10 protein-coding genes are annotated in these 14,137 nt (G+C 41.8%); 3 read left to right on the forward strand and 7 right to left on the reverse strand.

What is annotated here, in order from left to right:
* Positions 1 to 15: 15 nt before the first annotated feature.
* From ftsZ to EHQ62_RS11445, 7 genes are all read right to left on the reverse strand, one after another.
* Positions 16 to 1,206, reverse strand: a complete 1,191-nt coding sequence (gene ftsZ, locus EHQ62_RS11415) for a cell division protein FtsZ (RefSeq protein WP_135642906.1) — start codon at positions 1,204 to 1,206, stop codon at positions 16 to 18.
* 10 nt (positions 1,207 to 1,216) lie between these two features.
* A complete protein-coding gene (gene ftsA / locus EHQ62_RS11420) occupies positions 1,217 to 2,455 on the reverse strand; it encodes a cell division protein FtsA (protein WP_135642908.1) in 1,239 nt (412 codons plus the stop codon).
* Between the two features lies 1 nt (position 2,456).
* A complete protein-coding gene (locus EHQ62_RS11425) occupies positions 2,457 to 3,188 on the reverse strand; it encodes a cell division protein FtsQ/DivIB (RefSeq protein WP_135642910.1) in 732 nt (243 codons plus the stop codon).
* Positions 3,189 to 3,301: 113 nt separating this feature from the next.
* Entirely contained in the window at positions 3,302 to 3,667 is a 366-nt protein-coding gene (locus EHQ62_RS11430; protein WP_135642913.1) for an LIC_10421 family protein, read from the reverse strand.
* Between the two features lie 428 nt (positions 3,668 to 4,095).
* Positions 4,096 to 5,805, reverse strand: coding sequence for a caspase family protein (locus EHQ62_RS11435; RefSeq protein ID WP_425269538.1), 1,710 nt, complete (start codon positions 5,803 to 5,805; stop codon positions 4,096 to 4,098).
* A gap of 56 nt (positions 5,806 to 5,861) precedes the next feature.
* Positions 5,862 to 7,139: a DUF1574 family protein gene (locus EHQ62_RS11440; RefSeq protein ID WP_135642917.1), complete on the reverse strand. Its 1,278-nt coding sequence runs from the start codon at positions 7,137 to 7,139 to the stop codon at positions 5,862 to 5,864.
* Positions 7,129 to 8,685, reverse strand: a complete 1,557-nt coding sequence (locus EHQ62_RS11445; protein ID WP_135642919.1) for an MBOAT family O-acyltransferase — start codon at positions 8,683 to 8,685, stop codon at positions 7,129 to 7,131. The genes EHQ62_RS11440 and EHQ62_RS11445 overlap by 11 nt, the downstream gene beginning before the upstream one ends.
* A 113-nt stretch (positions 8,686 to 8,798) precedes the next feature.
* Between EHQ62_RS11445 and EHQ62_RS11450 the strand changes: the two genes are divergently transcribed.
* The 3 genes from EHQ62_RS11450 (at position 8,799) to EHQ62_RS11460 (ending at position 14,127) form a co-directional block, all read left to right on the forward strand.
* Positions 8,799 to 10,661: a RecQ family ATP-dependent DNA helicase gene (locus EHQ62_RS11450; RefSeq protein ID WP_135642921.1), complete on the forward strand. Its 1,863-nt coding sequence runs from the start codon at positions 8,799 to 8,801 to the stop codon at positions 10,659 to 10,661.
* A gap of 144 nt (positions 10,662 to 10,805) precedes the next feature.
* Complete coding sequence (locus EHQ62_RS11455; protein ID WP_208720690.1) at positions 10,806 to 12,053, forward strand: amidohydrolase family protein; 1,248 nt, start codon at positions 10,806 to 10,808, stop codon at positions 12,051 to 12,053.
* A complete protein-coding gene (locus tag EHQ62_RS11460) occupies positions 12,043 to 14,127 on the forward strand; it encodes a bifunctional diguanylate cyclase/phosphodiesterase (protein ID WP_135642925.1) in 2,085 nt (694 codons plus the stop codon). Before EHQ62_RS11455 ends, EHQ62_RS11460 begins: the two co-directional genes overlap by 11 nt.
* The last annotated feature ends 10 nt before the right edge of the window (positions 14,128 to 14,137 follow it).

The raw sequence follows: 14,137 nt of genomic DNA on the forward strand, positions 1-14,137 counted from the left end.
AAGTTTGTTAGTTTTTTAATCGTTTTTCTTTCTTAAAAACGTAGGGATATCATAATCCTCTCCATACTTTTGGAACGGAGAGGATTGTTTTTGTCCACCAAAACTCCTTTGGTTTTGCCGGATCCCTTTGTTCAAATCAACTTCTCTAGTAAACCCTGCTTCTTTTTCCTCAGGTTTTTTTAAGTAAACCATTGGGGAGATGGACTCTTCTGAACCCACAACCTTTTGTTCCCTTTGGTATTGTTTTCCTTTTTTGGCGAAACCAGTGGCAATCACTGTCACTCGGATTTGGTCGGTAAGGTTTGGGTCTTCATTCAGTCCAATGATGATGTTGGCATTTGGGTCCGCTTGTGCCGTAATGATTTGAGAAACTTCATTCCATTCATGGATGGTGAGGTCACTCCCACCAGTCACATTGATGAGAAGGGACTGGGCACCTTGGATACTGGAATCTTCCAACAAAGTGTTGTTGATGGCTTGTTCTACAGCTTCACTCACACGTGCCTCACCTCGTCCCTCACCCACTCCTAAAATGGCATCCCCTGTGTCTTTCATAATGGTTTTTACATCGGCGAAATCCACATTGATGATACCTGGATGATTGATGATATCACTGATCCCACGAACACCGTTTAACAAGATATCGTCGATCACACGAAACGCCATATCAAAAGGTGTGTTTTTGTCTACCACTTGGAAAATAGAATCGTTTCGAATCGTAATGAGAGTGTCCACATTGGCACGGAGTTGGTCGATACCTTGTTTGGCAAGTTCCGCACGGCGTTTGCCTTCAAAAGAAAAGGGAACCGTTACCACACCCACAACCAAACATTTGAGTTCTTTTGCGATGGCAGCTATGATGGGAGCTGCCCCAGTTCCTGTTCCACCACCCATACCAGCGGTGACAAAAACCATATCCGCACCTTTGAGTGCCGACACAATCCTCTCCTTATCTTCGATGGCTGCTTTTTGCCCGAGTTCTGGATCACCGCCAGCACCCATTCCACGTGTCACTTTGTTACCAAGTTGGATTTTGACTTCGACAGGAGATTTGAGTAATACTTGTTCGTCGGTGTTCATCACAATGAAGTCTACACCTGTCATTTTAGAATTCACCATTCGAGTGACGGCATTCATTCCACCACCACCAACTCCAATGACTTTGATAATGGCTGGGCTAGTTTTTTCTTCTTCTAGGTATAACATTCATTTTTCCTTAGAGATTGTTCTCCATCCAACGACGAACCTTCTTCATCCATCCTTCACCATCCGATACGGAATGCATGTTTCTTTGTTCTAAATTTTGTATTTTGGAACTGTATTTGATAAGGCCAACGGCTGTCGCATATTCGGGACTTGCGATTCGTTCCACAAGGCCACTGAGCCCCGCAGGTTTTGCACGACCTACTGACAATCGTAATACTTCTTCGGCAGTCGCTTCAATGCCTTGTAACAAAGAAGTTCCACCGGTTAAGATGACACCTCCCGCCAAACTTGACTTATACCCTGACCGAATCAGTTCATGATCGATCATTTCTAAAATTTCACGAACCCTTGGCTCTAAAATTTCCACTAGTTCTTGGCGAAACACGGACCTTGCTGGCCTTCCAGAAATGGATGGGATCTCAAATTTTTCAGTTGGATCTACCATATCAATCCTTGTGTGGCCATATCGTTTTTTGATGACTTCCGCGGTCTCCACTGTGGTTTTAAGGCCTATGGAAATATCGCTTGTGATATGGAATCCACCAAACGGAACCACTGAGGAAAAAGCAATTCCTCCATCCACATAAATGATGATATCACAAATGCCAGCTCCAATATCAATGACAGCAGTTCCTAAGTCTTTTTCTCCCGCTGTTAAAATCGCTTCGGAAGAGGCTAGGCTTGAAAGTATTTTATCCATTTGCAAAAGGCCTGCTTGTTCGACACAACGATCAATATTATTCAATGCTGTGTTGCCACAAGATACAATGTGTACTTCTGCTTCTAAGCGAACACCTGTCATCCCAATTGGGTCTTTGATATTCACTTGGTCATCTACTTTGAATTCTTTGGTAAGGACATGGATGACTTGTTGGTCATTCGGAACATGTACGGCCTGTGCCGCTTCCACAACACGCATGATATCCATTTCCGAAACAATCCGTTCGCGGTTGGTAACGGCTATGATTCCTTTTTCGTTGAACCCATGAACCGATTTACCAGAGACATTCACAACAACGGAAGTGATCTCTTGGCCTGCCATCAGTTCGGCATCACCAAACGCTTCTATAATGGATTTGGTAGTGGTTTCGATATTGACGATGGAACCATTTTTGATTCCAGAAGATGGGTATACACCTGTTCCAATGATTTCGATTTCATGGTCTCCCATCAGTCGTCCAATGACAACCTTGATAAGAGAAGAACCTAAATCCAATGCCGTTATGATGGGGGAATCATCTTCGATCATATTAATGGTAAACTGCGTCTTCTCCCCTTAAATCAATAGAAATGGCTTTGATGGACTCAGCTTCCATATAAGCAAGTGAGGCGTATAATTTACGAAATAAATTGAGTTCTAATTTATCACCTAAAAACACTTTCATTGGTTTTGGTGATTTTAAGTACATAGTATAATTTCCGTCACGTTCTGCGACAAGTTCAGAAATCCTAGTGGAAAGTGCTGGGTAAAGGGAAAGGGCATATCGCATTTCTTTGGTGATATCAAAAATCTGTCTTCCTTCTAGTTTTTGTTCCCCAATTGAAAAAGGCCCACTAATCACGATTAAGTGAGTATTCAAAACTGCATCTTTGGATAAAATTTCTAATGTTTCATCCACTTCATATAGAGAACTACCTACATGTATGACAAATTCTGCGACTTTCTCCTCTATCTGAATCAATAAAAATCCATCAGGATCCCTTGTGATTCGAACTTTTTTGATCCTAGGGTGATTGGAAATTTTTTTTTCCCAATCCTTCCACTCATAGGTGTTTGGTGACCCGACTTCTTCCCCAATAAAAGCCAAAACATCTGGTGGAGATAGGTATTGTAAACCTTCCCACTGCAAACGTTCCACGGGTTTCACTGGCCTTCCCCAACGGAAGAGTAATCCAAGAGCCAATAGCCCAGAAAGGACTAAAAGGATCGGAACCACACGCCCAAATCGTTTTTCTTTGATTTCTTGGGGGGTGTCAACCATATATTGATTATGTCACATAGTTAGGTTGTTTGGAAAGCATTTATCAAGAGGGCATAAAAAAAGGCCAGGCGAACCTGACCTTTCTCGCTAAACTCAAACCGAGTTTGAGTGGCTTAGTTTTGTGCTACTTGTTTGGACTCTGAGCGAAGGTCCATAGACACGTTTTTGTATTTCTTAGCTTCTTTTTCAAGAGCATCTGCACGGCGAAGGAGTTCCTTCTTCTCGTTCATTTGGCTAAGAATTTTACCACCACGAGGTGCTCCCGCTCTCTCACGGAGTGCTTGGGCCAACTCTGTTTTTTCTTTTGCAACGTTCGCAAGGTATTCAGAAACGGCAGACTTTTGCGCTGGAGTGCTTGCTTGTTCAATCATAGCAGTTTCCAAAAGCTCTAATCTCTCGTTTGTGTCCAAAGCATGTAGGTTTGCAGTTGCAAGTCCCATGGCCAAGATCCCTGTTGCGATTATTTTTGTTGTTTTCATGTGATCCTCTCTAGATCTGGGAAACTCTTTTCTCGATTCCCTTTTTCTTTTATGACTATAGGATTCTGAAAAAGGGGATTAAATTCAATCGTAAAAAGAGGAAAAAAACTTCGTTTTCACCAAAAAACACGAAATTTATTGCATCCTGGATTAAATTTAATCTTTATTAGATTAAATTTAATCATTTGGGCCCTTTTCCAACCTAAAAACAGCGATTGGGAGGTGAGAACACTCTCACGGGTGTGGGAACAGAAAGGATCCACAGGGTTTACGCGGTAAGTTTTTTTCGTCCACCGGGTTCCTTGGGCCTCGGCAAACGGGATTCGGGAGATTTGAGAAGAAAAAAAAAGACCCTTGTTGTAAGGGCCTTTTTTAGATTCCGTCACCCAGCAGATTTGCGAGGGTGCGGAGGTTTTTGGACCTTTCGGTCAGTATTTGGTTTTGGTATAACTCAATTTTTTATTGAGGATGATCTCAACCGTCGTCACTTCTCCTGGTTTCACAACAATCTCAGAGTTTTCGAGTTTCATTTCTTCCATAAAACTAGCTCTGATTTCATACTTTCCTGGTTTTAGGTTGGTGAACCAAAAGTATCCATCTTTGTCCGTTGTGACCTTAAAGATTTGGTTTGTGGCGACAACCGTTGGCATATAAATGGGGTGTTTTTCGATTGGGTTGTCCAAGGTTTTGAAGAACACACGGCCCCGGATCGCTCCAAATCCATCCATCGAACTCATCGCATCCACTGTCACCGTTTGTTTTGGGATCACAGCTGTTGCTGTTTTGTAGATCGGATAGTTGTCAGCACGGACTTCGATTTGGTGGACCCCGGCTGGTAAATTGTCAATTTTTACATTGTAGATATCACCAGGGATTAGGGTTCCATTCCGAGTGATCGATCCCCAAATTTTGGATTTTTCCGTAGTGACTTGGGCTTTGTATTCCTGGTCATCCACAAGGACTTTGATGGCCCTCACCTTTTCTTCTGGAGGGGAGGATTTCAGTTTTCCTTGTTTGTTGAGGAGGTCATAAGGAGACTTTGTGGCCGCTCCTCCATAGGTTTTGTCTTTGATGATGGAAGTGCGAATGAGGATGTTCCCTGTTGAGACAGAAGGAGGAGCAGGTGGTTCCACTTCAATGATCGGAGGGATGACAACTGTGGTTTCGTTCGCTGGTGCAGGTTCTGGTTCCGGTGCCACAGGCGTTGTTGTGGTTTGGTTGTTTGGAGTGGTGGTCTCCACAGGAGTGATGGGAACATTCACAACAACATTTGGTGGTTTTGGTGGAGGAGTTTGCGGGGTCGGTGATCCCGTTAAAAAGATACCAGCTGCATTCCCAGAAACTTGTGGGGTCTGTTCATGGCTGAACTGACGTGCCATCTTGATTGTTTCTTCCTTTGCCACAAAAAACGCTTCGAGGGCTGTCACCACGCTATCTTTGTTCAGGTCAGCCTTTTCCAATGCATTTCCAAAATTGTAAGTGAAGATCCCGTGGTTGATGGTCCCCCCCACTTCAATCGAAGTTTGGTCATCGTCTGAGGAAGAGATCACGGCCTTGTCTTGGAAAAAATAATCCTCAGCATTTTGGCGGACTACCCCATCATTGCCTTGGGCAATCGGAATCTCGGCAGCACCACGAGTGTTTTTTCCTTTTTTGGCAATCCCACCAGAATAACAACAGTCCATCACAAGGACAGTTTTCGGTGATTTGATTTCAGTTAAAAATTCATTGAGTTCTTCATCCGAAATATGCGGACGATCGTAACAAATGAGGTAGTTACGCATTCCATTTTTTGCCTTCGCATCTTTCATGTACATCCCGTGGCCAGAGAAATACAAAAATACGGAATCTTCTTTCCCAACTACTTTTCCAAGTTGGCTGATTGCGTTTTTCACATTCTCACGAGTCACCATGGAACCTAACAGGACTTTGATATCCTTAAAGTTTCCTTTTTTTTGGATTTTCTCTTTTAAAAAATTCGCATCGGCTTCACAGAGATTTAACTCAGGGATTTTTGCCTTGTTCCCTTTGTAGTTCGTTCCTATGAACAACGCATAACGGTTCTGCGCAAACACCGGTAATCCGATGAGATAGGCAGATAGAATACAAACAAATATGTTTCGTAACGAAAACATGATTGGGTTTCCTCTTATCCGGATGGAGTGCCTCATTCTCCATCACTCGAAATCGGAAATCAATTGGATTTTTGTTTGGATGACAAAAAACGAAAGACTTGAGGCAGCACAAATTCCCGAAATTCTGCGTTTACCCGTTTTTCTCCTCGGCAATCGTAATGGATATTATCTACAAATCGCTCGGAAGGGTAGGAAGATTCGGGAAAGAAAAAGAGTTTTGCTTCTGGATTTTTGGAAAAAAATTCTTTCAGGTCAGAAAGAAGGGCAAGTGATTCCTTTGTTTCTTGTCTTTCCTTAAGCCATGGCATGTACACAAGTCCAAAGGGGATTCCTTCTTTTTTTGTGAATTCGATTAGGTCTTTTAAGACTTGGAAGTCAGGTTTTTGGTAAAGGAATGGGGTTGGATTTTTGAGTTCCTCTGCCAATTCCTTTTGCACTAGGGCTTTTGAGAATACAACCAGTTCAGGTTTCAATCGGTTGGAAATATTATATTTACCATAATGACGATTGATTTGGTCTTCGATGGTCAAATTGTCTTCGAGTTGAGAAGGAGAAGGTTTACAAAGTCCCGCTTCAATGTTTTCACAAGATTCACAAAATAAAGATTTTTCTTTGTATTGTTTGTCCACCTTCCAATTGGATTGGCTTAAGGCATTTCGGATCGCTCCATGAAACCGATAGGATTCATAAAGAAGAGGAGCTGCTTTGGATAAAATGAAAAGGCGTTCCACCCCGGAATAATTTTCAGCCAGCTCAGAAAAGGTAAATTGGTGGAGGTATCTGTGGCCGAAGAATTCCCAAAGGATTTGGTTCATGTCTTCCTGTTTGCCACTGTAACTGATTACATTGGATTTTGTGGGAGTTCTAAAAAAGTTTTTTTCAAATCCTTCGTTCCATCTTCGTTTGGTATATTCTGAAATGGATTCATTGTTTGTTACCACTTTCGCATCTGGATCATACAAAGGTGGGCCATAACCTGTAGCGTATAACTTCGGCGAGGCGGCAAAGAGAACCATTTTGGGTTTTTTGTTCCCTTTCCTAAGGTATTTGTCCAAAAAGAATCGGTAGTACCTTGGGCCCATGGCAGGCAAACTATGGTTGTAAACAGAGTATTCAGTGTTTTCATCTTTTGCATATCCGGCAAGGGCCATAGAGCGCGAATCACCTAACACGATTATATCGGCGTCACCTTTTCCAGATTCCACAAAGTTTTTTTTGAGATTTACAAAAAAGATTTCAGGTTGTTCTAAATAATGGATTCCTGTCACACGAACTGTGATTTCCAAAATCACAAAAAACAAAAGGGCCAAACCAATGCCTAAGAATTTAGAACGCAAAGTAAATTACCTCTTTTCCAAAAACTCCTCTTGTGAGGATGAGAAATGCCATAAACGATAAAACAAATGCTTGGATGAGTGGATGGGTTAAAAAGATCCAATACCTTTCTTTTTTGAAATAAGAAATGCCATCGATGATGAGGAGAGGGAAGAATATTTTAAAGTATTCTTCCCAAAGTCCAAACATATTTTTCACGTTACCATTTGGAGAAAGGTCCCATGTCCAAACACTTAAAAATTTTTGTAAGTAAACAAACATCATTTTCGCATCATAGGAACGAAATGCAACGGCACTAAATGCAACAAGTGAGAATACCAAAACTCGGCTAAACGTTCCCTTAAGAATTTCGGAAAGCGTAGTGGAAATAGATCGAGAAGTTTCGGTCGTTTGGTCTCCCAAATCTTCTTTCTTCTTGGAAAAGGCGACAAGGTAAATCAGAGTGTATACACCTTGCAAACAACCCCATGTGATAAAGGTCCAGTTCGCACCATGCCAAAGCCCAGAGAGAAAAAAGATGATGCATAAATTGCGGTACTGGGCAAATTTTCCATACTTACTCCCACCAAGAGAGATATAGATGTAATCTCGAAACCATCGATTCAGTGTTACATGCCAACGGTTCCAAAATTCTGTGGGGGTTTTCGCAAATTCTGGTGTTTCAAAATTTACGGTGAGGGTCACACCAAGTAATCTGGAAATCCCAAGTGCAATAAAAGAATACCCCGCAAAGTCACAATAAATTTGAGTTAAAAATAAAAATCCACCAGCAAACACTTGTGAGCCGTCCATGGAATGGATGATCTCAGGATTTTGGGTGTACATGGACTTTGCTGCAAAAAAAACTTGGTCCACATAGGTTGCTAAATTATCAGCAACATACACTTTCATAAAATAACCAAGTAAGATGTCATACAAACCTTTTTGGACACCATCCATCGTGGGGAACTTCGGTTGTTTTAACTGTGGGAGTAAATCTTGTGCGCGTTCAATGGGTCCTGCCACTAGTTGAGGGAAAAAATTCACAAACAATGCAAAATCAAAAAAATCTTTTTCAGCAGGGATTTGTTTTCTGTACACATCAATCGTGTACGACATGGTTTGGAAGGTGTAAAAACTAATCCCTACAGGAAGGACTATGTTTTTCAAAAGATAGGTACTCGAATCTGTAGCCGCACTCCCTCCAAGCCAAATGGCGATTTGGTTCCAGGAATCAATCAGATTCACAGCAAAAAAATCATAGTACTTCATGGTAAAAAGAAGGCCCAAATTGGCAAAAATGGAAACTGATAGGTAAAGTTTCCTTCGCCCTTGGTGGTTGGAAGATTCGATGAGATTTGCCGCGACGTAATCGATTGTGGTACTAATGAGAATTAAAAAGAGAAAAAACCATTCCCACCACCCGTAAAATACATAGGAAGCGAAGAGTAACCAAAGATTTTGTGCGCGGTAGGCCCATTTCTCTTTTTTGGCAAACCAACCAAAACACAAGAAAACCGAATACACAATGAGAAAGAATAATAAGAAAACAAACGTATTAAAAAGCATCGGTCTTCGTTACAATTCCAAGGTCATCGGTTTCTGTAAAATTCAAAAATGAGGCAAAAAGTGAGAATCTTATCATTGACCCGTTCTTGTTTCCCAAAAATCTAAGAGTTAGCTTGGATCTACTTTCGGAACTCAAAACCAAATTCGGTTTTTCAGAATTTCGCCTTGGACAAAGGGAAGCCATCGAATCCGTTCTTTTGGGTCAGGATACCCTTGCCATTTTACCGACGGGAGCCGGTAAGTCCCTCATTTACCAACTGCCTGCTGCCATCCAAAAAAACAAACTAACGCTAGTTATATCACCTCTCATTGCTCTGATGAAAGACCAAACAGAGAGTTTACTTGCCAAAGGGATCCCTGCCGCATTTTGTAATTCCACGCAAGACGAAGTGGAACAAATGACCATTCTCGCAAAAGCAGTCCGTGGAGAACTGAGGGTGTTACTTGTTTCCCCAGAACGAGCATTATCCAATGGTTTTTTAAGAATCTTTCGTGAGATGGATTTATTTTCCCTTGTGGTGGACGAAGCCCATTGTGTCTCACAATGGGGCCACGATTTTCGACCTGAATACCGCCAAATCCATATTTTGCGAGAAAGGCATCCGAATCCAAAATTTCCAATTTTAGCACTCACTGCCACAGCCACAGAAAAAGTACAAACCGATGTGCAGGTTTCCCTTGGGATGCGTTCTCCAAAAGTGGTACTCTCCACATTTTTTCGTCCGAATCTCAAATTCAGTGTGGAATACCCAAACCAAGAGAGGGACAAAGCGGACCGACTCATGGAATTACTCGAACCGTGGAAAGATGGTAGGAAGTTTCCTGGACGAGCCATTGTTTATTGCGCGACTAGGAAAAAAACGGACGAAGTGTACGATCTTTTGAAAGACTTTGGATTCTCTGTTGGGAAGTACCATGCAGGTCGCACAGACGGAATCCGGGAACGCACTCAAAATGCTTACACATCGGGAAAAGTTCCGATCCTTGTTGCCACAAATGCATTTGGAATGGGGATGGATCAACCTGACGTTCGTTTGGTGGTCCACTACCAAGTCCCCGCCTCACTCGAAGCATATTACCAAGAAGCAGGTCGTGCAGGCCGAGACAACTTACCATCAGAATGTGTGTTGTTTTACAAAGCAGGTGATGTTGCCACACAGATGTTTATGTTGTCCAAGGAAACCAACTACAAGGGTGGAGATACCTTACTCAAATACATCAAGGAATATGCGAATCTTGAAGTTTGTAGGCAGGTGCAACTTTGTTCCTATTTTGGTGAAACCATTCCTCCCTGTGGAACCTGTGATATCTGCACAGAGACAGGTGTTAGTGTTCACCGTTCCAAGTTTTTAGAATCGGAAAAAGTAAAACTCCAAAAGAAAAATGAAAAAAGAGAATACCCTCTTTCCGAATGGGAAGAAGAAACCATTCAAAACTTTTTAAAGGAACACCCTGCTGTTTTTGGCAAAAACATCATCGCAAAAACCTTGGTGGGCAAACGAACCAAAGATGTCCTAAGGTACCGTATGGAACGAAATCCTTTCCACGGAAAGTTGGAAGGGATCCCAGAAGAGGCAGTGGTTGCCAAATTGGAAACATGGGTGGAAGAAAAAAAAGTTTTGGTAGCGGGTGCGAAGTATCCCAAATTGTACTTACCGAATTTTTCCAAAACAAAAACAAAACTTTCTCCGTCAACTAACAAAGGAGATGTGGAAAGTAAAAACCTCAAACCCAAAAAAGTTCCAACCTTACATTCACAAATCTTACGAGAACTGATGAACTATCGGGATCGGAAAGCAAGGCAACTCAAATGGAAAAAGTTTATGGTGTTCCAAAATCCAGTCCTCAAACGAATTGCCGAACGAAAACCGAAAAACCTCTCGGAACTCGAAGCCACAAAGGGTGTGGGCCCTGCGAAAGTGGAACGATTTGGGAATGATATCATCGAAATTTTGGCAAAGTGGGACGAATCGTAAGGAGAACCCAACTTTCGATCAACAAATGTCGATTGAAGATATCCAACTGGGAACGATTGGTCCCATCCAGATATCTGATGAGAATCCCTTGTAAATTCCCTTGAAACTTTCCTTCCCTAATAGAATCTGCTGAATCAAAGGGTCATTATGGAAAGAATTGCAGGGAAAATCGTTACCCATGAAAGAGAATTTTTAGGTACAATTGGATTTGATCCAAACTCAGGCCTCATCACATACGTGAAGGAAGGTTTGGATCCAGATGCTCGCCAATTCTCAGATGATTGTGTGATTTTTCCTGGGTTTGGAGACATCCACATCCATGCAAGAGAAGATGTAACGGGTAAACATACTTACAAGGAAGATTTTGAATCGGCAAGTGCAGCTGCCATCAATGGTGGTGTGATCCATGTAGCCGATATGCCAAACAATCCTGTTCCGCCGATTGATGATGAAACTTACACCACAAAACAAGCGCTAACCAAAAAAGCCCCCATTCATATCACATTGTATGCTGGAATTGGACCTCATACAAAACCTCTAACCAAAAAAGTTCCATACAAAGTATTTATGGGCCCTTCCATTGGAGAACTTTTTTTCCACGACAACCCGTCACTCGAAGAAGTGATCCAACACTACCAAGGCCAAGATGTGAGTTTTCATTGTGAAGACCCAGAGATCCTCATTGCCAATAAAGACCAACCCACACATGAAACAAGGCGACCCAAGGAAGCAGAAACGGTTGCAACAGATTTTGCTTTATATCTCATCGAAAAGTACAATCTGAGAGGGAAACTTTGTCATTATTCTACAAAAGACGGTCTTTCCAAGATTATCGCGGCAAAACAACGGGGTGTAAAGGTCACATGCGAAGTGACACCTACCCATTTGATGTTTGATACCGATATGCTAACAGAAACCAATCACAAATGGTTCCAAATGAACCCTCCACTTCGTGGCCGTGAAGATAGGGAAGCGATGGTAAAAGGGATACTTGATGGGCACATTGATTATTTAGCGACCGACCATGCACCTCATTCCATCGAAGAAAAACAAAAAGGTACAAGTGGGATTTCCCAATTGGATACCTATGGTCTTTTTGTCACATATATGATACTAAAATTAAACATTCCGATGACCCTCATTGCTAAAATTTGTTCCAAAAATCCTGGTGAATTTGTAGCGCCCTATTTACCAAAACAATTTGGCAAAGGGTTTGGAATCATTAACGAAGGTTATGCGGCAAATTTTTCTATCCTAAATTTAAAAAAACCAGTTGAATTTAAAAAATCCATGATTAAAAGTAAGTCCGGATGGTCGCCATTCGAAGGGTTCCAATTCCCAGGATCCATCGAAGCGGTCTATTATTTAGGCAAAGAAATACATGCGAAATGAGCCTTTAGGCAGCAAAATTCTCTCTGGTCTCACTGTTAAATCCCTACTGACCGAATACCCAAATAGTTTCCAAGTTTTGGATTGGGAAGGCCATTTTATTTCCGTCACAGATCGGTTTGCTCGGTTTTTAGAATTTGAACCCAAAGACTTGGTAGGACAATCCATCCTTACGTTCACACAAGAAGATGACAAAGAGAATACAGAAAATACATTCCAAAGTTTGGGTGAAAATCCGAATATTGTAAATTTCGAAAATCGCCTTGTGACAAAATCCAAAGAAGAGGTTTGGATCATTTGGTTACTCATCCCTCTTCGTGAATCCAAAATCATTTTGGGCTTTGACCGAGATGTCACCATCCAAAAAGACATCTCTTTTGAGTTTTTATTACAACAACAAAAGTACAAGTCTATCTTTGATAACCTTCCCATGGGGATCGCCATCACCGATGAAAAAGGAAAGATCATTGAAACCAATAAAACGGCAAGGACTTATTTCGACATCCAAGATGGGGAACTTCTCAATCGCACATTAAACATTCGTAAGTACACTCTCATCCAACCCAATGGAACCAAAATTTATCCACGGAAATCCAGTTTGATGCGGGCCCTTCGGCACAAAGAAGTGATCCGCAATCTGGAAATTGGAATGATCAAAGAAGACAAAATCACTTGGTTTGATATTCTAGCAACCCCCATTCCCATTGAAAATTTTGGCCTAGCGGTTGCCTTCCTTGACATCACCCAACGAAGGCATGCGGAAGAAAAAATTGCCTATATGGCTTTTTTTGACCAACTCACAAACCTTCCGAATCGAAATTCCCTCATCGACAAATTGTTTCCTATTTTTGAAGAAGCGAGGCGTCATGGAAATTTGGTTGGAATCCTTGCAATTGATTTGGATAATTTTAAAATCATCAATGATTCCCGTGGACATGACTTCGGTGACAAAATCATCAAACTGGTTGCCTACCGCATCCGGGAAAGCATCCGAGTGTATGATTTGATTAGCAGACAAGGGGGAGATGAGTTTAATGTAGTACTTCCTGATCTATCGAACGAACGTGATGCGGCCGTGATTTCAGAATCCATATTAGATGCAATGACCCATCCTTTTGTCATCGACGGTGAAAGGATTTTTGTCAATATTTCGATTGGGATCGCCTTATACCCAACAGACGGAAAAGATTCGAATACACTTCTTAAAAACGCAGACAGTGCACTCAATTTAGCCAAATCACAAGGCAAAAACTGTTATGTGTTCTTTACGGAAGAACTCCAAACCGTGGTTGCGGAACGATTGGAAATTGAAAATCGAATGAGGATTGCCATCATTGAAAACCAATTCACTTTGATGTACCAACCGAAAATTGATTTGTATACGAGAAAACCTGTTGGCGTAGAAGCACTCATCCGTTGGCGCCATCCGGAACGAGGCCTGATTTCACCCAATGTTTTCATTCCAATTTCGGAAGAAACAGGGATGATCCTTGCGATTGGAGAATGGGTGATTAAGTCTGCCATCATCACGATGCGTATTTGGAAAGATGCCGGGATCAAAGATGTGTCTATGGCTGTGAATATTTCCACCAAACAGTTCAAACACGAAAGACTCATTTCAACAATCGCCGAAAATCTAAAATTATTCAAAGTGGACCCACATGATTTAGAAGTGGAACTCACAGAAAGTTCAGTGATGGAAAATGCGGATGCTGCTGTTCGCACCATGCAAGAGATCCGTAAACTGGGAGCCAAAATCGCCATCGATGATTTTGGAACGGGTTACAGTAGTTTGGGGTACTTAAAAAAACTTCCTATTTCGTCGTTAAAAATTGACCGTTCCTTTGTTTCTGAAATCACAACCGACAAAGATTCCAAAACCATCATCCACGCTGTTTCTAACCTCGCACATAACCTTGGTTTGAGTGTTGTGGCGGAGGGAGCGGAAACCGAAGCACAGGTGCAGTTACTTGCCGAAAGTGGTGTGGACCAAATCCAGGGTTTTTATTTTGCCAAACCGATGACTTCCGAGGATTGCCTGCATTTTCTAAAAACAGAACTTGGAATTTCCGATTGACCCGTTCGCT

Source organism: Leptospira jelokensis (assembly GCF_004769635.1).
Lineage (GTDB): Bacteria > Spirochaetota > Leptospiria > Leptospirales > Leptospiraceae > Leptospira_A > Leptospira_A jelokensis.

Coding starts and splice junctions, on each gene's coding strand:
- ftsA (WP_135642908.1), bottom strand. CDS start 2,455: ATGATCGAAGATGATTCCCCCATCATAACGGCATTGGATTTAGGTTCT.
- EHQ62_RS11425 (WP_135642910.1), bottom strand. CDS start 3,188: ATGGTTGACACCCCCCAAGAAATCAAAGAAAAACGATTTGGGCGTGTG.
- ftsZ (WP_135642906.1), bottom strand. CDS start 1,206: ATGTTATACCTAGAAGAAGAAAAAACTAGCCCAGCCATTATCAAAGTC.
- EHQ62_RS11445 (WP_135642919.1), bottom strand. CDS start 8,685: ATGCTTTTTAATACGTTTGTTTTCTTATTATTCTTTCTCATTGTGTAT.
- EHQ62_RS11430 (WP_135642913.1), bottom strand. CDS start 3,667: ATGAAAACAACAAAAATAATCGCAACAGGGATCTTGGCCATGGGACTT.
- EHQ62_RS11460 (WP_135642925.1), top strand. CDS start 12,043: ATGCGAAATGAGCCTTTAGGCAGCAAAATTCTCTCTGGTCTCACTGTT.